The organism is Streptomyces sp. NPDC040545, assembly GCF_055595065.1.
The window spans coordinates 82,542-103,787 of record NZ_JBVIWA010000022.1 but is presented as its reverse complement, the minus strand read 5'-3'; the positions used below and the strand labels follow the sequence as shown (position 1 = coordinate 103,787).

Sequence of the window (21,246 nt, the reverse complement as noted above, 5' to 3'; positions counted from 1 at the left end):
ACGTGGCGCCACGCTCGTGCTGTGTACGGAGCAGTCTCGCAGCGCTGTCACGCCGTCGTGTGCGTGGCGTGTCGAGCGGACTGTCAAGCAGCTAGCCGACGCTGCGGCGCCGGAGGGACTGTTCACCGGCCAGTGGCAGAACCGCCCATCGGTCCTCGACGACTACACGCCCTACCTAGACGATCGCTGGAACGAGGGCTTCACCAACGCCTGGAGGCTGTGGGAAGAGATCGTGCCGCTCGGCTACAAAGGCAGCTACCAGCGCGTCCGCGCCTACCTGCACAAGAAACGGACCTCGCCACGGCCGGTGACCGCCCAGCCGCCCTCGCCCCGGATGGTTGCCGGATGGATCCTCAGACGCCCGGAAACCCTCACCGAGCCCGAACAACTCCACCTCAAGATCGTCCGCATGCACTGCCCCGAACTCGACGCCCTCACCCGCCACGTCCGATCCTTCGCCATCATGCTCATCGATCGACAGGGCGAGCGCCTCCCGGACTGGCTCGACGCCGTCCGCCAGGACGACCTGCCCAGCCTCCACACCCTCGCTGCCGGCATCGACCGCGACCTCGACGCCGTCACCGCCGGATTGACCCTGTCCTGGAGCTCGACGGAGAGCGGCCGCGGCACGGACGTCGAGCCAGAGCCTGTGAAAGCGAACAAAACAAATGCAGGTCAGGTGTTGGCGCAATCGTCAATGACGGCGCAGGCGAGGCGGATGCCGCCCAGATAGGTGGAGATGCCGTCATCGCCCTGCATGTGGGGCGCGTCCTGGAACCACTGCCGCCACAGGCCGCCCTCCTCAAGGAGGGGGTCGGCCAGGTCGCCGTGCAGGACGGAGTCGGTGTATGCCAGGGCGCCCATGGCCGTCGGCTGGTCGTAGGCAAGGTCGGGCCGACGCAGGTAGCGATCCAGGTAAGCGGCAAGCAGGTCGGCGTCCCGTGTGGTGCCGAAACTCGCCAGAGCCACGCAGTATGCCCCACCCGCGCAGCAGACCTCGCTCTCCAGCAGCAGCGCTCCCAGACGCTCGCGGAAGTGGTCACGGCGCGAAACAGCGGCGAGCCATGCCGCGGTCCGCCGCTCGCGCCAGCTGCCCTCAAAGAGGATGGTGAGCTCGGCGTCGGAAACAGCCTTCGCATCAGCGGCCAGGGCATGAACGAACGGCTCGTACTCCTCGCGCCACATGCGAAGTACTGCTCCGCCAAGCTTCAGGTAGCGGCGTGCCGGGAGGCAGTAGCGGCGGTACAGAGCCTGTATCTCGGGGTCGTAGCGGATCACCACCCCATCCTCTCGCGACGAGCAGGTCGGATGGGCAGGGTTTCGACAGCACGCAGCGTTATTGCTCCACAGAAGATGAGCCAGAACCCCACTTCGGGAGGCACTCAGCAGCATTGTGGTCGGCCGAAGGCCGCCAAGATCGGTCAGCGGCCAGCCGTCGCGCGGTGCCTGAAGCGCGACTCGTGCCTTCAGTTCGACGGCACCGACCCGGGCTCCCTCGGAGTCGCATGAACCGGCTCACCCGTCGCAGACGCCGATGGCAGACGAGGGGGTCAGCGGCCCCAGCGCAGCGCTGCCGTCTGCACCGGCGCATCCCACAGCCGCAGCATTTCCTCGTCGGCGCGGCACAGCGTCACCGAGCACCCCGCCATGTCCAGCGAGGTGACGTAGTTCCCCACGAGGGTCCGGGCCACCGGAACGCCCCGGGCCGCCAGTACCCGGGCCACCTCCGCGTGGAAGCCGTACAGCTCCAGCAGCGGCGTCGCGCCCATCCCGTTCACCAGGGCCAGTACCGGCCCGTCGGCGGCCGGGGTCGCGTTCGCCATGTCGTCCAGCACGGAGCCCACCGCGACCTCCGCGATCTCCCCCGCCGGCATCATCGGGCGCCGCTCCCGGCCCGGCTCGCCGTGGATCCCGATGCCCAGCTCCAGCTCGCCGTCCGGCAGGTCGAAGGTGGGACTTCCCTTGGCAGGAGTGGTGCAGGCACTCAGCGCCACGCCGAAACTGCCCGAGGCCTCGTTGACCCGCCGGGCGAGCGCGGCGACCTGCTCCAGCGGCGCGCCCTCCTCCGCCGCCGCCCCGGCGATCTTCTCGACGAAGAGCGTGGCCCCGGTGCCGCGACGCCCGGCGGTGTAGAGGCTGTCGATCACGGCGACGTCGTCGTTGACCAGCACCCGCTCGACCCGGATGCCGTCCTCCTCGACGAGCTCGGCGGCCATGTCGAAGTTCAATACGTCCCCGGTGTAATTCTTGACGACGAACAGCACCCCCTGACCGGAGTCCACGGCCTTGGCCGCCCGCACCATCTGGTCGGGCACGGGGGAAGTGAACACCTCGCCCGGACAGGCGGCGGACAACATTCCGTATCCGACGAATCCGGCGTGCAAGGGCTCGTGACCGGAGCCGCCGCCGGAGACGAGACCGACCCGCCCGCCCTGCCGCGCGTCCCGCCGTACGACGACCCGGGCGTCGGCGTCCACGTCCAGTTCCGGGTGGGCCGCGGCCAGCCCGCGCAGGGCGTCCGCGACCACGGTCTGCGGACTGTTGATCAACATCTTCATCGTGTGCCTCCCGGTCGGAGCCGACGGGTGAGCGACCGACGCCGTCACGGAGCACCGATCACCGAGCGCCGGGCAGGCGCGTCCGCGAGGGCACGCCCTACGAACAGTGTGCTGCCATGCCGGGCACATCCGCGAGAACTGGGACGACCGGCCTCGGAGAAGGATCGGGGAATCCGGAGCGGGCAGCGGCCCCTCCGCAGGACGGACCGCCCTCGCCTTTCCGGTACGGGCGACCCGACTTACGCTGAACCGGGGGGCTCGGGGCAGTCGAATGCCGGTCTTCGGACCGGCGGGAAGCGGGCACCCATGAAGGAGCGCCTCAAAGCATCAGGGCTGGTCGGCGAACTCTCGGCAGAATTCGCAGGCACCATGATTCTCATCCTCTTCGGCTGTGGTGTCGTGGCCCAGGTGGTGGCCGGCGGAGCCCTGACGGACCCGGCAGGCGGCCTCGGAAACCACGACAGCATCGCCTGGGCCTGGGGTCTCGGCGTGACCCTGGGCGTCTACGTCGCGGCACGGCTGAGCGGCGCCCACCTCAATCCCGCGGTGACCGTCGCCCTGGCCACTTTCAAGGGCTTCCCGTGGAGCAAGGTGGCCCCCTACGCGCTGGCCCAGCTCGCCGGAGCCTTCGTCGCGGCCCTGATCGTCCGCTGGAACTACACCGAAGCGTTGGCCAAGGCCGACCCCGGCCACACGATCAAGACGCAGGGTGTCTTCTCCACGCTCCCGGCCAACGGCAACCCGAACCTGCCGGTGCACGAGTGGGGCGCACTGCGCGACCAGATCATCGGCACCGCGATCCTGCTGCTGCTGATCTTCGCGGTCACGGACCTGCTGGGCACACCTCCCGGCGCCAACCTCGCCCCGTTCATCGTCGGCCTGATCGTCGTGGCGATCGGCATGGCCTGGGGCACCAACGCCGGGTATGCGATCAACCCGGCCCGTGACCTCGGCCCACGTCTGGCCAGCTTCTTCACCGGGTACGGCACCGCATGGAGGGATCAGTACGGCAACCTCTACTTCTGGGTGCCGATCATCGGCCCGTTCATCGGCGGTGTGCTGGGAGCGGGTATCTACAAGCTGCTCATCGGCAGGTTCCTGCCGACCGCCGAACCGGAGCCTCCCGGACGCGTCCCGGCACCGGACGAGAGCTGACCTGATCCGGGGCGGGCGGACACCGCCCGTCCCGTACCGGACGGCAGCCCCTACACACGGCATCCCAAAGGAAGGCGGCACCCCATGGCTGACTTCGTCGGCGCAGTGGACCAGGGGACCACGAGCACCCGTTTCATGATCTTCGACCACGCCGGCAACGAGGTGGCGCGGCACCAGCTGGAGCACAACCAGATCCTCCCGCGCTCGGGGTGGGTCGAACACGACCCGGTGGAGATCTGGGAACGCACCAACTCGGTGATCCAGAACGCCCTCCGGCACGGAAACCTCGACGCCTCCGACCTGGCGGCCGTCGGCATCACCAACCAGCGCGAGACGACCGTCGTCTGGGACCCCCGCACCGGGCGCCCGTACTACAACGCCATCGTCTGGCAGGACACCCGTACCGACACCATCGCCTCCGCACTGGAGCGCGGCGGCCAGGGCGACGTCATCCGCCGCAAAGCGGGGCTGCCACCGGCCACCTACTTCTCCGGCGGCAAGATCCAATGGATCCTGGAGAACGTCGACGGCGTGCGGGAGGCCGCCGAGCAGGGCCACGCCCTCTTCGGCAACACCGACTGCTGGGTGCTGTGGAACCTCACCGGAGGCCCCGACGGCGGCATCCACGCCACCGACGTCACCAACGCCAGCCGCACCATGCTCATGGACCTGGAGACCCTCGACTGGGACGACGAACTGCTGGGCTTCTTCAACATCCCCCGCTCCATGCTGCCCACCATCAACCCGTCCTCCCACCCTGAGGCGTACGGACATACCCGCACCTCCAGGCCGCTGCGCGAGGCCATCCCCATCACCGGTGTCCTCGGCGACCAGCAGGCGGCCACCGTCGGGCAGGTCTGCTACGCGCCCGGCGAGGCCAAGAACACGTACGGAACCGGCAACTTCCTGGTGCTCAACACCGGCACGGAACTGGTCCGCTCGCAACACGGCCTCCTGACCACCGTGGCGTACCAGTTCGGCGACAGCCCCGCGATCTACGCACTCGAAGGATCCATCGCGGTCACCGGCTCGGCCGTGCAGTGGCTGCGCGACCAGCTGAAGATCATCGGCGACGCCGCCGAGAGCGAGCGGCTGGCCCGCACCGTGGAGGACAGCGGCGGCATCTACTTCGTCCCCGCCTTCTCCGGCCTGTTCGCCCCGTACTGGCGCTCCGACGCCCGCGGCGCCATCGTCGGCCTCGCCCGCTACCACGACAACGGCCACCTGGCGCGCGCCACCCTCGAAGCCATCTGCTACCAGAGCCGGGACGTCGTGGAAGCCATGGAGCAGGATTCGGGCGTACACCTCGACGTGCTCAAGGTCGATGGGGGAGTCACGGCCAACGACCTGTGCATGCAGACGCAGTCCGACATTCTCGGCGTACCGGTGAGCCGTCCCGTCGTCGCCGAGACGACCGCGCTCGGCGCCGCCTACGCGGCCGGGCTCGCCACCGGTTTCTGGCGGGACACCGACGAGCTGCGCACCCACTGGCAGGAGTCCAAGCGCTGGAACCCCGAGTGGTCGGAGGAACGGCGCGCGGAAGGGTACGAGGGCTGGAAGCGGGCGGTGGAGCGCACGCTCGACTGGGCCAAGGTCGAATAGGTCCCGGCCGCCCGCGACCGCAGCATTGAGGAGCAGACCATGGTCGATCCGGTGGCCCTCTCACCCCAAGGCCGCACGCAGGCCCTCGCCGACATGGGACAGGGCGAACTCGACGTCCTCGTCGTCGGAGGCGGCGTCGTCGGCAGCGGGTCCGCCCTGGACGCCGCCACCCGCGGCCTGAGCGTCGGACTCGTCGAAGCCCGCGACTGGGCCTCGGGTACGTCCAGCCGCTCCAGCAAACTCATCCACGGCGGCCTGCGCTACCTGGAGATGCTCGACTTCCGCCTCGTCGCCGAGGCACTCAAGGAACGAGGCCTCCTGCTCCGGTCCCTCGCCCCCCACCTGGTGCGTCCGGTGCCGTTCCTCTACCCCCTGCAACACCGCATCACCGAGCGCCCGTACGTCGGCAGCGGCGTGCTGCTGTACGACGCGATGGCCAGGGCCTCCGGCACCTCCGGCGGCCTGCCCCACCACCGCCACCTCGGCAAGCACCGGGCCCTGCGCGAGGCGCCCGCACTGCGCTCCGACGCGCTGGTGGGAGCCATCCAGTACTGGGACGCCCAGGTCGACGACGCCCGGCACACCCTCTTCCTCGCCCGTACGGCCGCCTCGTACGGGGCACTGGCGGCCAACCGGGCCCGCGTCAGCCGCTTCCTGCGACAGGGCGAGCGGGTCGTCGGCGCCGTCGTCACCGATCTGGAGAGCGGCGACGAGACGGAGGTGCGCGCCAGGCAGGTCATCAACGCGACCGGGGTGTGGACGGACGACACCCAGGCCATGGCCGGCACCCGCGGCCAGTTCCACGTCCGCGCCTCCAAGGGCGTCCACCTGCTCGTCCCCCGTGACCGGATCAACTCCCGCACCGGGCTGATCCTGCGCACCGAGAAGAGCGTGCTGTTCGTCATCCCCTGGGGCCGGCACTGGATCATCGGGACCACCGACACCGACTGGACACTCGACAAAGCCCACCCCGCCCTCAGCTCCAAGGACGTCACCTATCTGCTGGAACACGTCAACAGCGTCCTGACCACCCCCCTGGCTCCCGAAGACGTCGAGGGCGTCTACGCCGGCCTGCGCCCCCTGCTGTCCGGCGAGGCGGCGGAAACCAGCAAGCTGTCCCGGGAGCACCTCGTCGCCCATCCAGTGCCCGGACTCGTCGTGGTGGCCGGCGGCAAGTACACCACGTACCGGGTGATGGCCAAGGACGCGGTCGACGAGGCCGTACGGGGCCTGGACGAGAGGGTTCCCGACTGCGTCACACACCGCGTCCCGCTGCTGGGCGCCGACGGCTACCCGGCGCTGTGGAACTCCCGGCGCCGGCTCGCCGAGCACTCCGGGCTCCATGTCGCCCGCATCGAGCACCTCCTGAACCGCTACGGCTCCCTGGCGCCCGAACTCCTCGCCCTGGTGGCGGCCGACCCCGCGCTCGGCGAAGCCCTGCCGAGCTCGGACGACTACCTCAGGGTCGAGGCCGTGTACGCGGTCACCCACGAGGGAGCCCGCCACCTGGAGGACGTCCTCGCCCGGCGCACCCGGATCTCCATCGAGTCCTGGGACCGCGGGGTGGACGCGGCACCGACCGTGGCCCGTCTGATGGCGCCCCACCTGGGATGGGACCGGGCACACCAGGACCGCGAGATCGACCACTACCTCAAGCGCGTCGCCGCCGAGCGCGAGGCCCAGGAGCAGCCAGACGACCTGACCGCCGACGCGGTGCGGCTCGGCGCCCCCGACATCATCCCGGTGAACTGAACGGCCGCACGTGGGGAGCTTCGCCACGTCCCCGGCCGGCGTGAAGCGATCCGCATGATCGGCAGGCTCGCCGGCCGGGGGTCCTCCGCCGCTGGTGCCGGGCCGGTCAGCCGGAGATCTGCTTGCGGCCCGACTCGCCGCTGATGCTGATCTTGCGGGGCTTGGCGCGCTCGGCGATCGGGATCCGCAGGGTCAGGACACCTGCGTCGTAGTCGGCTTCGATGCGCTCGGTGTCAAGGGTGTCGGCCAGCATGACCTGGCGGGAGAAGACACCGAGGGGCCGTTCGGAGAGCTCCATCTGCACACCGTCGGACTTCTCCGCGGGCCTGCGCTCGGCCTTCACCGTCAGCATGTTCCGCTCGACGTCGATGTCGATCGCCTCGGTGCTCACTCCGGGGAGGTCGAAGGCGATCACGTACACGTCGCCCTGGCGGTAGGCGTCCATCGGCATCACGGACGGCTTCGACCACGTGCCTGACGCACCCGAGAGCTGCTGAACGATCCGGTCCATCTCGCGGAACGGGTCAGTGCGCATCAACATCGCGAAACACCTCCAGTTGGTTCAGGCAGGAACTGCCCATGCGCTTCAACGTGCTTCCGTTGTAACATGTCATCGAAACGATGACAAGCAAGGAGTCATCTGGAAGATGACGGACTGGAGACCGTGATGAACGAGGCCCTCGAACCGCCCGAGCCGATCCCTTTCCTGGCCGCCGCAGCAGCACTGGAGGCCATCAACCGGGCCGTGAGGGACGCGCGGCAGCCCTCCGCGCGCCCGACGGCGGCCGAAGCGGCGGCGACCACAGCGGATGCCGACACCGCTCTGGCCGCGCTGGTGATGCTGCGCGAGGTCCGTGAGCAGCTCGCCGGCTGGGAGAGCGGCCTGATCGAGACCGCCCGTGTGCAGGGCGCGAGCTGGGCCGACCTCGCCGGGCCCCTCGGGGTCGCCAGCCGGCAGGCCGCCGAACGCCGCTACCTGCGCCTGCGCCCGGGAGCGGCCGGGAGCACCGGCGAGCAGCGCGTCCAGGCCACGCGCGACACGCGCGCCGCCGACCGCACCGTCACCGCCTGGGCCCGTGACCACGCGGCAGACCTGCGCCGTCTCGCCGGCCAGGTCACCGCACTGACCGGTCTCCCCGCCGGTGCCGAGGGCGCCGTCGACGACCTGAACCTGGCCCTCGCCGACAACGACGCAGCCCGCCTCGTCCGTCCCCTGGCCAATACCCGCGACCACCTGCGGCCCGAGGACGCCGAGCTCGCCGAACGCATCGACGCCCTGACCCGACACACCGACCAGCTCCGTCAGGACACCCACGACCAGCGCAGCAGCTGACCCGTCCCCCCTCCCCCGAACCCTCGACCCGACCACGGGCTTCGGGGGCCACGCCACGAACCGAGGAGTGACCCACCATGGCCGAACGCCCTTCCCCGGAGGCCGGCGGCAACGCCATCGCCGTGGAAGTCCTGGATCACGCGGTCGCCATCAGGCCCTCGGGCGAGATCGACATCGAGACGGCCCCCGCCCTGCGGTTCGCCCTCGCCCAAGCCCTCGCCCACGCCTCACCGGCCAAGCCCGTGACGGTCGACTGCAGCCGCGTCTCCTTCTGCGACTCCTCCGCGCTCAACGCACTCCTCGCCGCGCGGCTCACAGCGCAGGAGACCGGAACCGTCGTCCGCCTGGCAGCCCCCAACCACCAGCTCCAGAGCCTCCTGGAGATGACCGGCGCCCTGTCCCTCTTCCCCGTGGACCACGACCCGCCGCCCGGCGACCGCTCCTCGAAGGGATTCCCGGACGGGCTGCCTTGGTAGGCAGGCCGGTGGTGTCCCTGTCGGCGCCGGCTGTGGGGTGGCTGTGAATCGACGTGTATGAGGGAGCCGGAGTGCAGGAGGAGTGCAGACAAGTTCTATATTCGTATGACCCATCCGCACGCGACCCGTCTGCGGTGATGAGGGGGGACGACTGAGTTGGTCGACGCCGACACCGCTCCGAGCACCCGCACGGAGTCCCGGAGTATCCGCAAGGTCCGTAGGAAGGCGCAGTACCGCAGACGCCTGGGCGTGGGCGTGGCCGTGCTCGCTCTGGGCGGGGCCGCTGCGACCGCGGGCGTCTTCACGCTGGGCGACTCCTCCGACACCGCCTCGCGCGACGCGAAGTTCACGACCCCCGGCGGTGCGGCCGAGGAGGCCGCCGCCGCGAAGGGCTCGGAGGAGACCTGGGACGGCAAGACCAAGGTGCTGGGAGACGGCTCCACCTCCTACACCGGTCCACAGGCGGGACAGCTCAAGCCCGAGCGGCTGAAGCCCGGCGAGAAACCGCCGCAGTTCGTGGTGTTCTCCTGGGACGGCGCACTGGAAGGCGACGACCACCTCTTCTCGCACTTCCGTCAGGTGGCCAAGGAGAACAAGGCCCACATGACCTTCTTCCTCACGGGCATCTACCTGCTGCCCGAGGGCAAGAAGGCGCTCTACCGCCCGCCGCAGCACAGTCAGGGAGCGGCCGCGATCTCGTACCCGACCGTCCCGCACGTGCGAAGCACGCTGGGGCAGCTGCGCGGCGCCTGGACCGACGGCAACGAGATCGGTTCGCACTTCAACGGGCACTTCTGCGGGCCCAAGGGCGGCGGGGACTGGAGCCCGGCCGAATGGAAGAGCGAGATAGACCAGACGTACTCGTTCATCAAGAACTGGAAGACGAACACCGGTTTCACGAAGGAGGCGCCGCTGCCCTTCGACCCGGACCGGGAAGTGGTCGGCGGCCGCGCGCCCTGCCTGGAGGGCCAGAAGAACCTCCTGACCGCGATCAAGCCGTACGGCTGGCGCTATGACGCGAGCTCCTCGGGAGACTTCCAGCTGTGGCCGTCCAAGCAGGACGACATATGGAACTTTCCCCTCCAGCTCATGCCCCTGCAGGGCAAGGAAAAGCAGGTCCTCTCCATGGACTTCAACTTCCTCTTCAACCAGTCGGGCGACAGCACCCAGGGCGACCCCACGAAGTTCGCCGCTTGGCAGGCGCAGACCCGGGGCTCGTACATGAACGGCTTCAACCGGGTCTACAACGGCAGCCGGGCTCCCATGTTCATCGGCAACCACTTCGAGGACTGGAACGGCGGCATCTACATGAAGGCCGTCGAGGACGTGATGAAGGACGTCTGCCCGCGCCAGGACGTCCGCTGCGTGTCGTTCCGGGAACTGGCGGACTGGCTCGACGCCCAGGACCCCAAGGTTCTGGCCCAACTGCGCGCGCTCGACCCCGCGCAGGCACCGGACTGGACCCATCTGGTCAAGTAGACGGCCGGGCGGCACCGGCCGCCCGGCCTACTTCACCGCCTTGATGTAGTCGCCCCACAGGCGCACCGCCCGCTCGCTGCCCGGCGTGCCCGGGGCGTCGCCCCCCAGCCCCGTGAGCGGCAGGGGAACCAGGTCGGTGAGCGACATCCGGTAGACCACGACCGCCGTGGACTCCTGCTCGGTGCTGGCCACGAACCAGCCCGCCGTGTTCGCGGCCGTCGTACCGGTCTTGCCCGCCGTACCGGCGTGGGCTTTGCCCACCGTCTTCGCCGACCCCTCGGTGACGGCGTCCCGCAGGGCATCCGTCACCGCGCGGGCGGTCTTGGCCGTCACGGCCCGGGTCGGCTTCGGCGCGTCGAGCGGCACTGCGGCGCCGTTGCGGGTGACCGAGCGCACCGAGTACGGGTCGGTGTGCATGCCCTCGGCGGCGAAGGTCTGGTAGGCGCCGGCCATCCGGATCGCGCTGGGCGTCGAATTCTCCCCGAGGCTGAAGGCGGGGATCCGTGGACCGAGGCTCGATTCGAGCAGCCCCGAGCGCTGGGCGAAGTCCTGCACCCGGTCGAGGCCGACATCGAGGCCGAGCTGGAGCATGGGCGTGTTGACGGATTGGGCCACGGCCTGCCGCAGGGTCACCTGTCCCCAGTTGCGGCCGCCGTCGTTGTGCCCCTTCACCACCTTGCCGCTGCGGTCCCAGTACGGTCCCTCGGGCGTCTGCACGGTGACCTGGTCGTTGCCGTCGTAGGTGTTGGAGGGGGAAACCGGCGTACGGGCCTTGCCGCGCGCCCGCAGCACCCCTTCGTCGAGCGCGGCGGCGTAGACGATCGGTGTGAAAGCCGTGCCGACCGGGATCGTCGTCGCGTTCGACTCGTTGAAGCCCTGCTTCAGGTAGTCGGGGCCTCCGTACACGGCGAGCAGCCGCCCGTCGGGGGCGACGCTCGCCGCACCGATCTTGGCGTACTTGTCGGTATCGGGACGCCGCTCTGCGTCGAAGCCCTTCTGGGTCTCCTGGACGGCGGCGGTCAGTGCGGTCATCCGGGCCCGGTCGAAGGTCGTGTAGATCTGGTAGCCGCCGAGGTCGAACTCGGACTCCTCGATGTGGCCGGCCTTGATGGTGTAGGCCTTGGCCATCTCGACCAGGTAGCCGGTCTGCGCGCCGGGTATTCCGACGAGCGAGGCGGCCGAGGGCTCGGGGAACGTCGTGTAGGTGGCGCGCTCGGCGCGCGAGAGACGGCCGGTCTCGACCATGCGGTCCAGGATCCAGCTCCAGCGTTCGACGGCCCGCTCGTGGTTCTCCTTGCCGAGAGTGGGGTCGTAGAGGGCCGCACCCTTGAGGAGCGAGGCCAGGAAAGCGCCCTCGCTGGGATTGAGCTGCGAGACGTCCTTGCCGTAGTAGGCCTGGGAGGCGCGCTGGATGCCGTAGGTTCCGCGCCCGAACCAGCTGGTGTTGAGGTAGTCCTGAAGGATCTGGTCCTTGCCCTTCTGGTCGTCCAGCTTCACGGCGAGCAGGAGCTCGGTGAATTTCCGGGAGACGGTGCGGTCCTGGTTCAGATAGGCGTTCTTCACGTACTGCTGCGTGATGGTGGACCCGCCCTGGGTCTCGCCCCCCGTCACCGCGGCGCCCACGGCGCGCAGGACTCCGGACGGCGAGACTCCGGGATCCGAGTAGAAGCTCGAGTTCTCGGCCGCGAGCACGGCCCCCTGGACCTTGGCGGGCACCGTGTCCAGCGGCATCTCCTGGCGGCTGACCCAGCCCGTCCGGGCCATCGTGGAGCCGTCGGCCCAGTAGTAGACGTTGTCCTGTTGTGTGGCGAAGGAGTTGAGGTCGTCGGGTATGTCGGTGGTTGCGTACGCGATCGTGACGAAGCTCACCATGCCCAGGAACGCGTACAGGCAGGCACCGAGCCACTGGCGCCACGAAGGCACCCATCGGCGCCAGCCGGTGCGGCCCGGCCGCGGGAAGTCGGGTCGCAGGCGCCGCAGTTGCGTGCGCGCCAGGGCGGCGGCTGGGGCGAGGGCCTGTACGAAGGCATCGAGCCGGCCGGAACGCGCCCGTGGCTTGGCGCGCGAACCCGGCTTCCCCCGGCGGCCCGGGAGGGCTCCGCCGCTGTCCTCCGAAGCCGCCCGCCCCTCCGGGGTTCGCCCCCTACCTGCCATATCCTTCCCGCCCACTCCGAATGCCCCCTCTGCTGTGCTTTCCCGCACACCCTAAAGGCACTTGCTGTGACGCCGGACCGGTGGTCGGCCGGATCACTCCGTGCACGCCGGGGACGACCCCCGGTGATCAAGCGGAGGCAAGCCGCGCGGCGGAAGGGGCTACTCCCACCGGGCCGTCCGGAGACGAAGCGGAACGTGACGAAACAGTCAGGTAGTTGTGCGAAGATTCCGTCCCCCGGTTCGTGTGGACCGGGTGACAAGGGGAAACAGAGTGATACCTAAGAGGTTCAGGCCCGCCGCCATTGCGGCCCTGACCGTGGCCCTGGCGTCCGGAAGCATGCTCGCCTATTCCGCGACCGCGGTTCCCGGACCCCGCGACGCCGACCGTGCCACCGCCGACACCTTCGCCCGCATGGCCGGCGACGTGCTCTCCGAGCGCACGCAGGCCTTGGTCGAGGACCAGCCCGGGCGTCACGGCTCCGGGCAGGCCGTCTCGAAGACCCGGATGTCGGCCCAGCTGAAGAAGGACGAGGACGCCGCTCTCCAGTCGCTGCGGTCCCGAAAGACGCGCCTGGCGGAGCTCGGTGAGGCCTACACGGACGCCGCCACCCGCGTCGTCGTGGACCGGGCCACGGTGACCGGCGGCAAGGCCGTCGTCCAGGTCACCGAGCAGACCACGCTCACGTACAAGAAACTCCGCGGGGACGAGCCGGCGACGACCGACATCGGGACGCGCTACCAGCTGACGCTCACCAGCAAGCGAAAGGGCGACTGGGAGCTGACCTCGATCACGTCCCAGGAGAACGGCCCCGTCGCGGTCAACGAGCCCGTGGCGGCCAAGGTGAACGCCGTCAAGGACGACGGGAAGCAATACCCGGACGGCACGCCCGCGTCCACGAAGTACCCCGCGACGCCGAAGCCCAAGGCGAAGACGGGTGGAGCCTACGACTACGCCGCGATGGCGAAGTACGCGGAGAAGTACTGGAGCAACTACAACCCGGCGTACCGGAAGTACAACGGGGCCGGGGGTGACTGCACCAACTTCATCAGCCAGGCGTTGAAGGCGGGCGGCTGGAAGGCCGTTCCGGGATCCACGTCGGACTACCGGAACTGGTGGTACGACGGCTCCCGCCAGAGCGACTCCTGGGTCGGCGTGAACGAGTGGGCCTGGTTCACGCTGTCCAACCAGCGGGCCGCCAACCTGGCCAACGTCTACCAGGCGGACGTGGGAGACATCCTGCAGGTGGACTTCAACCGGGACGGGTCCAAGGACCATTCCATGATGGTGACCTACCGCAGCAGCGCCGGGATGCCGTACCTCACGTATCACTCCACCAACACGTACCGTAAGTCGCTCGCGAGCATCATCGCGTCCTACCCGAACGCGAACTACTACGCGTACCGCACCTGACGGGTGCCCTCCGGTTCTCCTGCCGCGTAACCTCCGCGGCAGGAGAACCGGGCTTGGACGCAGGAGACCGGGCGCATCTTCCGCCCTTTTGTTCATTGCAGATTTATGAAGAGAACCTCGGATTCAAAGGTCATTAGATCAATTCGATCTACGATCCACATATCCCTTCGTTGACTCTTCCTCTGCACATGGATCACACAATGATTTCTGCACTGCCGCGTCGACGTACCCTCTTCGCCGCATCCACCGCCACCGTCCTCGCGCTCCTCGTGTCCGGCTGCGGCGTCGGAGGCGCAGACGCCCACCGCATCAGGGTCGGCGTCTCCGGCGACTCCCCGGAATGGGACGTCCTCGCCAAGGAGGCCAAGAAGGAGGGCCTCACCGTGGAGACGGTCGTGTTCGACGACTACTCGCTGCCCAACAAGGCGCTGAACGCGGGCGACATCGAGCTCAACGCCTTCCAGCACCTGGTCTTCCTGGCGCAGTCGAACACCGAGAACAAGACCGACATCGCCCCCATCGCCGCAACCACCGTGGTCCCTCTCGGCCTCTACTCCGGCAAGCACAAGCAGCTCGCGGACCTCCCCGACCGGGCCGAGATCACCCTGCCCAACGACCCCGCCAACCAGGGACGCGGGCTCCGCGTGCTGGAACAGGCGAAGATCATCGAGCTGCGGAAGGACGCCGGACTCTTCGCCACCGCGGACGACATCACCGCCAACCCCAAGCACGTCAAGCTCACTCCGGTCAACGCCCAGCAGACCCCCCGGACCCTCAAGGACGCGGACGCCGCCATCATCAACGACGGCGTCGCCGAGCTCGCCGGCATCAAGGCCGACACCGCGCTCTTCAAGGACGACCCCGCCGGCCCCCAGTCCGTGCCCTACCTCAACGTCATCGCCGCCCGCGCGGACCGGAAGGACGACGCGGACTATCAGAAGATCGTCAAGCTCTACGCATCCCAGGCCGTACAGGACGAGGTTCGCCGCACCAGCAACGGCACCGCCCACCACATCGAGCTGCCCGCCGCCGACCTGCAGGCCGAGGTCGCCCGCATCCAGAAGCAGCTGAAGCGATGACCGCCGCCGTGGAACTGCGCGACGTCGAGAAGCAGTTCCCGGGCGGAGCCCGCGCCGTCGACGGCGTCACCCTCTCCGTCGAAGCGGGCACCGTCTTCGGCGTCGTCGGGCACAGCGGTGCGGGCAAGTCCACCTTGTTGCGCCTGGTCAACGGCCTGGAGGAGCCGACCTCGGGCAGCGTCCTGCTCGACGGCCACGACCTCTCGTCCCTCGACGAGCGCCGGCTGCGCCCCATCCGCCGCGAAATCGGCATGATCTTCCAGCAGTTCAACCTCTTCCGTTCGCGCACCGTCCTCGGGAACGTGCTCTACCCGCTGCGGCTCGCCGGGATGGACCGCGCGGCGGCCCGGGCCCGCGCCGAGGAGACACTGGACTTCGTCGGCCTCGCCGGACACGGAAAGCGCTACCCCGAACAGCTCTCGGGCGGCCAGCGCCAGCGCGTCGGTATCGCCCGCGCACTCGCCACCCGCCCGAAGGTCCTCCTGTGCGACGAGGCGACCTCCGCCCTCGACCCGCAGACCACCGGCGAGGTACTGGCCCTGCTGCGCCGCGTCAACCGCGAGCTGGGCGTCACGATCCTCCTCATCACCCACGAGATGGAGGTCGTACGGACCCTGTGCGACCGCGTCGCGGTCATGGAGGACGGCAAGGTGGTCGAGAACGGCGAGGTGTACGAGGTCTTCGCGCGGCCCCGCCACGCGACCACCGCCGCCTTCGTCCGCTCCGCGCAGCACAGCGCGCCGGACACCGGACTCCTGGAACAACTGCGCGCCCGCCACCCGGGCCGCCTGGTCACGCTGCCCGTCGTCGACGGCAGCCCCGCCCTGGACGGCCTCTCGGAGCTCCTGCGCGCCCACGGCGTCGACTTCACCTTCGTCCATGGAGGCGTCGCCGAAGTACGCGGACGCCCCCTGGGCAGCGTGACGCTGGAACTGCGCGGCCAAGCCGCCGCGATCGAGGCGGTCGTCGCCGCACTCGGCGTTCCCGACCGCGCGGAAACGGGTGCCCGGTGAAGGCGGACTGGAGCACCTTCTGGCCCAAGGTCGTCGACGCCACCGGTGAGACCGTCTACATGGTGCTGATCACCCTGGCGCTCTCGACCGTCAGCGGACTGGCGGTGGGACTCACCCTGTACGCCACGCGCAAGGGCGGCGTCCTGCCGAACCGCATCGTCCACACGGTCCTGGGCGTCCTCATCAACATCATCCGGCCCGTTCCGTTCATCATCGCGATCGTCGCGCTCGCCCCGGTCACGCGCGGGGTGGTCGGCACGATGATCGGCACGAACGCCGCGATCTTCCCGATGACGGTCGTCGCGACGTTCGGGGTCGCCCGCATCGTGGAGTCCAACCTGCTCTCCGTCGAACCCGGCGTGATCGAGGCGGCACGCTCCATGGGCGCGAGTCCGCTGCGGATCCTGCTCACGGTCCTCGTCCCGGAGGCGCTCGGCCCCCTCGTCCTCGGCCTGACCTTCATGCTCGTCGCGCTGATCGACTTCTCGGCGGTGGCCGGTACGGTCGGCGGAGGAGGCGTCGGCAACCTGGCGATGACCTACGGCTACCTGCGCTTCGACACGTCCGTGATGGTGGTGACGGTGCTCGTCCTGATCGCCCTCGTGCAGTCGGCGCAACTGCTCGGCAACGTGGTGTCCCGCAAGGTGCTCCGCCGCTGACGCGACCCGGCCGGCGGCGCACGGGGCCGTGCCCGCCGGCCGGGCCATGGGCACGGCGTGGCGAGGTCGGGGTGATCGGGGGCTGGGTCATGATCGGCTGCGTGAAGACTTCCGGACGTCTGGCCGCCTTCGTGGTCGCGGGCCTGCTCGCCGCACTCCCCGCGTGCTCGGGGCCCGACGGCCGCGGCGGCGGGGCGGGGGCCCGTACCGGCGCAGACGCGGGTGCGGGTGCTCGTACAGGCGCGGACACCGCTCGGACGCAGGCCCCTGGCACGGCCTTCCGGGGCGGACACCCGGGTGCCGCAGGCGCCGGTGACCCCTACTTCCCCAAGCTCGGCAACGGCGGCTATGACGTCACCCACTACGCCCTGACCCTGGCCTACGACCCCGGCAGCGGCCGTCTCGAGGGCACTGCGGATATCACCGCGAAGGCCACCGCGGACCTCAGCGCCGTCAATTTCGACCTCCTCGGCATGGAGGTGCTGGGCGCCACCGTCGACGGCCGCACGGCGCGGGTCCGGCAGGAAGGGCAGGAGCTGACCCTGCAGCCGAGCGGTCATCTCAGGAAGGGCACCGCCTTCCGCAGCGTCGTGCGGTACGCGGGCACGCCGGAGTCGATCACCCATGACCACGGGTGGCGCGAAGGCTGGCTGAGGACCGGCAACGGCGCGGTCGCGTTCGGTGAGCCGACGGGCTCGATGTCCTGGTTCCCGGGCAACCATCACCCCTCGGACAAGGCCTCGTACGACATCACCGTCACGGTCCCCAAGGGAGTGCAGGCGATCTCCAACGGGACGCTTCGCGCCCAGCACACCAGCGGCGACCGCGCCACCTTCCACTGGCATCAGGCCGAACCCATGGCCAGCCACGTGGCGACCGTGGCCATCGGCAGCTACGACATCAGGACCTCCCGGACCCGATCGGGCATCCCGGTCGTGTCGGCGATCGACACGACCGCGGGCGTGGACGAGGACGGAGCGGTCCTCGGCCGGTTCCCCGAGATCATGGAATGGGCCGAGGGGAGGTTCGGTCCCTACCCCTTCTCCGCCGCCGGGGTGATCGTCGATCAGGCGGCCGATGTGCCCTACGCCCTGGAGACCCAGACCAGGCCGACCATTCCGGCCGCCATCTTCCACACCACCAACGTGGTCCACGAACTGGCCCACCAGTGGTTCGGCAACTCCGTCACCCCGCGGACGTGGCAGGACATGTGGCTCAACGAGGGCTTCGCGACCTATGCGGAGTGGCTGTGGACCGAGGACCACGGCGGAGCCAGCGCCCAGGATCACTTCGACCGCAACCACGCCAAGGCCGCGGACGACGACGAGTGGGACTTCCCGCCCGCCGAGCCGCCGAGCGCCTCGGACATCTCCGGCCAGCCGGTGTACGTGCGCGGCGCGATGGTGATCCACAAGATCCGCCAGGCCGTGGGCGACGAGGCCTTCCGTGCCCTGGTGCGGGGCTGGACGCTGCGCCACCGCCACGGGCACGCCTCCACGAAAGACTTCACCGCGTACGTGGAGGCCAGGGCCGGCCGGGACCTCGACTCGATCTGGGACTCGTGGCTCTACGGCGACGGCAAGCCCGCATGACGGCGTCGACGCGGTGTCAGGTCCTGATGCGCCGGCGGGCGGTCTCGACGAGCTTCATGTACTTGTCCCAGTTCCACGCGGTCCCGGGGTCGTCGTGAGTGGACAGCGGGACCTCGACGTGGCCCAGAATGTGGTCCCGGTCGACCGGCACGTCGTACTTCGCGCAGATCGTGGCCGTGAGCACGGCGGATGCCTCGTACATCTTGCCGGTGTAAACAGGCTGATCGGTCCAGCCTTCGTGTTCGATGCCGATGCTCCGGTGGTTGTACCAAACGCTGCCGGAATGCCAGGCCACGTCGCGCTCGCGCACGCACTGGGCGATCTGCGTGCCGGTTGCGCTGATCATGTAGTGCGCGGACACCCTCTCGGCGGGGTCCTTGAACTTGGTGAACATGACCGGCAAGATGTCCGTTGTCAGGTGAATGACGACGTATTCGATGGGATACGCCTCGGGACGGTCGGAGGCCGTGTAGTTGGACTCGGAGGCTTCGATCCAGACGGCGGGGGCGTAGTCCACCGAGGGGTCCGCTCGCAGGATCGCAGGCGGCCCGGCGGCGGCGACGGGGGCCTTGCGCGCGGGACGCGGCAGCGCGGCCTTCTCCTCGGGCTCCATCAGGCGGGGCAGCCCGACGGCGGCCAGAGCCGTACCCGCCGCGCCTGCAGCACCCCACAACAGCCGCCTACGGCTGAGCGGGCTGTCTTCCATGGCCACTCCTCAAGAGGTCGAGCAGGCAGGCAGAGGACGACGCGCCGCGAATCGTGGCATCACGGTACATAGGCGGCACATCACGTAATCTGATGCTTCACCAGTGCCCGCACCTCGGCAAGCCGGTCCTCCACCACTCGGCGCACACCCTCACCCCCGAGTACGGGAGGTAGTGGCTGAGCACGTCGGCAGTGAGTGGAGGGAAAAGCGCCCGGAACAGCTCCTCGTCCGCGGAGGAGACGTCGGGGCGGATCCGGGTCAGCCCTTCCATCCGTGCGCCTTGCTGGCGGGTCAGCGAGGGCAGGCGTGGCGTTCCGCCCGGTGTCCCATCCACACCACCACATCACACACCCGCAGCGCACTCACCGTCTCCGCCACCCCCGCGGCTTCGCGCAGCCCGAGCAACTGGCGGTGCAGGGCCCGGTTGTCCGCACGCAGCGCGGCATGCAGCGTGAGCCAGAACGAGGGGCGCGGGCGCCCCAGAGCGCAGCGCACCACCTTGTCGTAGACCGGCAGCAGCTGTGGGCGTTTGCGGGCAAGAAGCTTGCCCGCGATCACCCGGCCGACATCGCGCTGTTCACGAAGGAGGTGCCAGGCCTGGTCCGCCGGCGAGCCGTCGGACAGGACGGTGGCTGCGGCATCGGCCATGTCGATGCCGCGGGGAACAGCCTGCAGCAGATCGGACAGCCGCGCTCCGAGGCCGCCCTCCAGTATGTCCAGTGCGACGGGCGCCGGAACGGTCACCGACAGGGTCTGCACCGCGACGAGGTCCTCCGCAGTGATCCGGTCGGCGATGTCCGGGCGGTCTCCCCCGCCCGCCAGGTGCTCGAACCGTCCGCCGGTGTACGCAGGCGTGCCGGAGGGCCGGCTGATCCCGAAGTAGTGCTGGAGATCCGCACGGGCCCGCGGGGCGGTGACAAAGGTATGCAGCCGTTGGGCGAAGGGCTGCATGAGAACGGCCGGAGAAGGCATCCGTGCTCCGTGCTGACAGGGGCTGGTCCGGTGGCTGAGTGCGGGCCGCGGCAGTGGGATGGCTGTTCGTACAGATGATGCAGGAGGTCACAGCACTAGGAAAGGGCTGGATGTGCGGAGCGGTCCCGGGCCTGTCCCGTTGGCGTCCTCGTGGGTCGGCCGTTCGCCATCGCGGTGGCCCCGGGGCCACCGGATGTGGTGAAGTGCTCGCCGGCCGGGTCGGGTTGCGGGCGGAGCCAGCCGCGGATGGCGGCCTGGACGCCGGCCTGGAAGCGGGTGTCGGCATCGAGCTCCTCCAGCATGCGGGTGATCCGCCGGCGGACGGTGTGCACGTGCACACCGAGCCGGCGTGCGATGGTTTCGTCCTTCAGGCCGGAGGCGAGCAGCCCGAGCAGTTCCCGTTGATCCGCGGTGAGGGGGCCGCCGGGGCTGCCGAGGGGGGTGGCGCGCGCCCACAGGGACTCGAACAGCGGCAGGGCGGCCCGGTGCAGCAGGCGGTCGCCGAACACCAGGGCCGCTCCGTCGCCTCCTTCGTCGTTGCCGGGCAGCGGGGGCAGCAGGCAGGTATGCCGGTCCACGAGCACCAGCGCGGTCGGCAGGCTCTGTCCGATACGGGCCTGGAGGCCGAGTCCGGTGAGGGCGATCAGCTCCTGCGCCCGGTCGGGGAAGTCGGTGCCACGCCGGTCCGTGACGGTCCGTACGGCGACACCGCGCGCCAGCAGACGGCGGATGGAGTCCGCGCCGGGCGCCCCGGTGCCGCAGGCCTCCCCCGTGCCGCAGGCCTCCCCCGTGCTGCCGGGTGCCCCGGCTGTCCGCGTCGCGCGGTCGAGGATCAGGACCTCCGTCTCGGCGGCTTCGAGCATGGTGTCGAGGCGGGCGTCGGCCGCTTCGGTGCCGGCGATGGTCTCGATGCCGGCCGGGGGTCCTGGAGTTCTCGCGGGCTGCGGGGGAAGCCGGTGGGACAGCCGCTCGGCGTAGGAGCGCAGGGACTTCAGGTCGGCCGACTCCTGGTGCAGGAGGGCCTGGCGGCGCTGGATGAGTCCGTGCAGCACGGCGGCCGGGTCGGCAGCCGTATGGATCACCGCCCTGGTGTCGTCCTGCGTGCGGGCCGGAGTCCGGTCGTGCGGGTCGGTTTCGATCATGCGGGGGATTTTGACCGCCTTCACACGGCCCCCACAAGTGTGCATGGCCACTTCTGAGGGGGGCTCGGCTCTGGTCGGGAGCCGCCCGCGGCGCTTGCATGGCGACGACTCACAGCAACACATCAGGCACTCATGGTTGAGGAGACCCCTTGCCCAAGTTCAG

At 69.7% G+C, this 21,246-nt stretch carries 19 protein-coding genes; 12 read left to right on the top strand and 7 right to left on the bottom strand.

The window, feature by feature from the left end:
* The first annotated feature begins 16 nt into the window (after positions 1 to 16).
* Positions 17 to 733 (top strand): transposase, encoded by a 717-nt coding sequence (locus ACZ573_RS32170; protein ID WP_471311074.1) that lies wholly within the window; start codon positions 17 to 19, stop codon positions 731 to 733.
* On the opposite strand, the gene ACZ573_RS32165 is transcribed toward ACZ573_RS32170, so the two are convergent.
* Both ACZ573_RS32165 and dhaK read right to left on the bottom strand, forming a co-directional pair.
* Positions 676 to 1,278, bottom strand: coding sequence for a DUF6000 family protein (locus tag ACZ573_RS32165; protein WP_471311072.1), 603 nt, complete (start codon positions 1,276 to 1,278; stop codon positions 676 to 678). The genes ACZ573_RS32170 and ACZ573_RS32165 overlap by 58 nt on opposite strands.
* Positions 1,279 to 1,550: 272 nt before the next feature.
* Complete coding sequence (gene dhaK / locus ACZ573_RS32160) at positions 1,551 to 2,558, bottom strand: dihydroxyacetone kinase subunit DhaK (protein WP_471311069.1); 1,008 nt, start codon at positions 2,556 to 2,558, stop codon at positions 1,551 to 1,553.
* 306 nt (positions 2,559 to 2,864) lie between these two features.
* Here dhaK and ACZ573_RS32155 point away from each other — a divergent pair, with 306 nt between their 5' ends.
* From ACZ573_RS32155 to ACZ573_RS32145, 3 genes are all read left to right on the top strand, one after another.
* Positions 2,865 to 3,713, top strand: coding sequence for an MIP/aquaporin family protein (locus ACZ573_RS32155; protein ID WP_471311066.1), 849 nt, complete (start codon positions 2,865 to 2,867; stop codon positions 3,711 to 3,713).
* Positions 3,714 to 3,797: 84 nt separating this feature from the next.
* Positions 3,798 to 5,315, top strand: coding sequence for a glycerol kinase GlpK (glpK, locus tag ACZ573_RS32150; protein WP_471311064.1), 1,518 nt, complete (start codon positions 3,798 to 3,800; stop codon positions 5,313 to 5,315).
* Between the two features lie 39 nt (positions 5,316 to 5,354).
* Positions 5,355 to 7,067, top strand: coding sequence for a glycerol-3-phosphate dehydrogenase/oxidase (locus tag ACZ573_RS32145; protein ID WP_471311061.1), 1,713 nt, complete (start codon positions 5,355 to 5,357; stop codon positions 7,065 to 7,067).
* A 106-nt stretch (positions 7,068 to 7,173) separates the two neighbouring features.
* Here the strand turns inward: ACZ573_RS32145 and ACZ573_RS32140 are convergent, their stop codons facing one another.
* On the bottom strand, positions 7,174 to 7,608 hold the full coding sequence (locus tag ACZ573_RS32140; protein ID WP_471307544.1) for an Hsp20/alpha crystallin family protein: 435 nt from the start codon (positions 7,606 to 7,608) through the stop codon (positions 7,174 to 7,176).
* A gap of 126 nt (positions 7,609 to 7,734) precedes the next feature.
* Between ACZ573_RS32140 and ACZ573_RS32135 the strand changes: the two genes are divergently transcribed.
* The 3 genes from ACZ573_RS32135 (at position 7,735) to ACZ573_RS32125 (ending at position 10,355) form a co-directional block, all read left to right on the top strand.
* The gene (locus ACZ573_RS32135; RefSeq protein WP_471311059.1) at positions 7,735 to 8,400 is read left to right on the top strand and encodes an HSP18 transcriptional regulator; all 666 of its coding nucleotides are present in this window, start codon (positions 7,735 to 7,737) and stop codon (positions 8,398 to 8,400) included.
* Positions 8,401 to 8,477: 77 nt separating this feature from the next.
* Entirely contained in the window at positions 8,478 to 8,876 is a 399-nt protein-coding gene (locus ACZ573_RS32130) for an STAS domain-containing protein (protein ID WP_471311056.1), read from the top strand.
* A gap of 243 nt (positions 8,877 to 9,119) precedes the next feature.
* Positions 9,120 to 10,355: a polysaccharide deacetylase family protein gene (locus ACZ573_RS32125; RefSeq protein WP_471311137.1), complete on the top strand. Its 1,236-nt coding sequence runs from the start codon at positions 9,120 to 9,122 to the stop codon at positions 10,353 to 10,355.
* 27 nt (positions 10,356 to 10,382) lie between these two features.
* Here ACZ573_RS32125 and ACZ573_RS32120 read toward each other — a convergent pair whose 3' ends face one another.
* Positions 10,383 to 12,509, bottom strand: a complete 2,127-nt coding sequence (locus ACZ573_RS32120) for a transglycosylase domain-containing protein (protein WP_471311053.1) — start codon at positions 12,507 to 12,509, stop codon at positions 10,383 to 10,385.
* A gap of 337 nt (positions 12,510 to 12,846) precedes the next feature.
* Here ACZ573_RS32120 and ACZ573_RS32115 point away from each other — a divergent pair, with 337 nt between their 5' ends.
* The 5 genes from ACZ573_RS32115 (at position 12,847) to ACZ573_RS32095 (ending at position 18,263) form a co-directional block, all read left to right on the top strand.
* On the top strand, positions 12,847 to 13,920 hold the full coding sequence (locus tag ACZ573_RS32115) for an amidase domain-containing protein (protein WP_471311051.1): 1,074 nt from the start codon (positions 12,847 to 12,849) through the stop codon (positions 13,918 to 13,920).
* A gap of 200 nt (positions 13,921 to 14,120) precedes the next feature.
* Entirely contained in the window at positions 14,121 to 14,999 is an 879-nt protein-coding gene (locus ACZ573_RS32110; RefSeq protein WP_471311048.1) for a MetQ/NlpA family ABC transporter substrate-binding protein, read from the top strand.
* Positions 14,996 to 16,012, top strand: a complete 1,017-nt coding sequence (locus tag ACZ573_RS32105) for a methionine ABC transporter ATP-binding protein (protein WP_471311045.1) — start codon at positions 14,996 to 14,998, stop codon at positions 16,010 to 16,012. Before ACZ573_RS32110 ends, ACZ573_RS32105 begins: the two co-directional genes overlap by 4 nt.
* Entirely contained in the window at positions 16,009 to 16,671 is a 663-nt protein-coding gene (locus tag ACZ573_RS32100) for a methionine ABC transporter permease (RefSeq protein ID WP_471311042.1), read from the top strand. Before ACZ573_RS32105 ends, ACZ573_RS32100 begins: the two co-directional genes overlap by 4 nt.
* Positions 16,672 to 16,760: 89 nt before the next feature.
* A complete protein-coding gene (locus ACZ573_RS32095; protein ID WP_471311039.1) occupies positions 16,761 to 18,263 on the top strand; it encodes a M1 family metallopeptidase in 1,503 nt (500 codons plus the stop codon).
* 16 nt (positions 18,264 to 18,279) lie between these two features.
* Here ACZ573_RS32095 and ACZ573_RS32090 read toward each other — a convergent pair whose 3' ends face one another.
* The 3 genes from ACZ573_RS32090 to ACZ573_RS32080 form a co-directional block, all read right to left on the bottom strand.
* Positions 18,280 to 18,969 (bottom strand): N-acetylmuramoyl-L-alanine amidase, encoded by a 690-nt coding sequence (locus tag ACZ573_RS32090; RefSeq protein WP_471311135.1) that lies wholly within the window; start codon positions 18,967 to 18,969, stop codon positions 18,280 to 18,282.
* A gap of 291 nt (positions 18,970 to 19,260) precedes the next feature.
* Positions 19,261 to 19,941 carry a DUF6308 family protein gene (locus ACZ573_RS32085; RefSeq protein WP_471311036.1) on the bottom strand — a complete coding sequence of 227 codons (681 nt, stop codon included), beginning with the start codon at positions 19,939 to 19,941 and terminating at the stop codon, positions 19,261 to 19,263.
* 95 nt (positions 19,942 to 20,036) lie between these two features.
* The gene (locus tag ACZ573_RS32080; RefSeq protein WP_471311033.1) at positions 20,037 to 21,083 is read right to left on the bottom strand and encodes a helix-turn-helix transcriptional regulator; all 1,047 of its coding nucleotides are present in this window, start codon (positions 21,081 to 21,083) and stop codon (positions 20,037 to 20,039) included.
* Positions 21,084 to 21,246: the final 163 nt, after the last annotated feature.

Excerpts from the sequence above, each read along its gene's own strand:
- dhaK (WP_471311069.1), bottom strand. The coding sequence starts at position 2,558 with ATGAAGATGTTGATCAACAGTCCGCAGACCGTGGTCGCGGACGCCCTG.
- ACZ573_RS32155 (WP_471311066.1), top strand. The coding sequence starts at position 2,865 with ATGAAGGAGCGCCTCAAAGCATCAGGGCTGGTCGGCGAACTCTCGGCA.
- glpK (WP_471311064.1), top strand. The coding sequence starts at position 3,798 with ATGGCTGACTTCGTCGGCGCAGTGGACCAGGGGACCACGAGCACCCGT.
- ACZ573_RS32145 (WP_471311061.1), top strand. The coding sequence starts at position 5,355 with ATGGTCGATCCGGTGGCCCTCTCACCCCAAGGCCGCACGCAGGCCCTC.
- ACZ573_RS32140 (WP_471307544.1), bottom strand. The coding sequence starts at position 7,608 with ATGTTGATGCGCACTGACCCGTTCCGCGAGATGGACCGGATCGTTCAG.
- ACZ573_RS32135 (WP_471311059.1), top strand. The coding sequence starts at position 7,735 with ATGAACGAGGCCCTCGAACCGCCCGAGCCGATCCCTTTCCTGGCCGCC.
- ACZ573_RS32130 (WP_471311056.1), top strand. The coding sequence starts at position 8,478 with ATGGCCGAACGCCCTTCCCCGGAGGCCGGCGGCAACGCCATCGCCGTG.
- ACZ573_RS32120 (WP_471311053.1), bottom strand. The coding sequence starts at position 12,509 with ATGGCAGGTAGGGGGCGAACCCCGGAGGGGCGGGCGGCTTCGGAGGAC.
- ACZ573_RS32115 (WP_471311051.1), top strand. The coding sequence starts at position 12,847 with ATGCTCGCCTATTCCGCGACCGCGGTTCCCGGACCCCGCGACGCCGAC.
- ACZ573_RS32110 (WP_471311048.1), top strand. The coding sequence starts at position 14,121 with ATGATTTCTGCACTGCCGCGTCGACGTACCCTCTTCGCCGCATCCACC.
- ACZ573_RS32105 (WP_471311045.1), top strand. The coding sequence starts at position 14,996 with ATGACCGCCGCCGTGGAACTGCGCGACGTCGAGAAGCAGTTCCCGGGC.
- ACZ573_RS32095 (WP_471311039.1), top strand. The coding sequence starts at position 16,761 with ATGATCGGCTGCGTGAAGACTTCCGGACGTCTGGCCGCCTTCGTGGTC.
- ACZ573_RS32090 (WP_471311135.1), bottom strand. The coding sequence starts at position 18,969 with ATGGAAGACAGCCCGCTCAGCCGTAGGCGGCTGTTGTGGGGTGCTGCA.
- ACZ573_RS32085 (WP_471311036.1), bottom strand. The coding sequence starts at position 19,941 with ATGCCTTCTCCGGCCGTTCTCATGCAGCCCTTCGCCCAACGGCTGCAT.
- ACZ573_RS32080 (WP_471311033.1), bottom strand. The coding sequence starts at position 21,083 with ATGATCGAAACCGACCCGCACGACCGGACTCCGGCCCGCACGCAGGAC.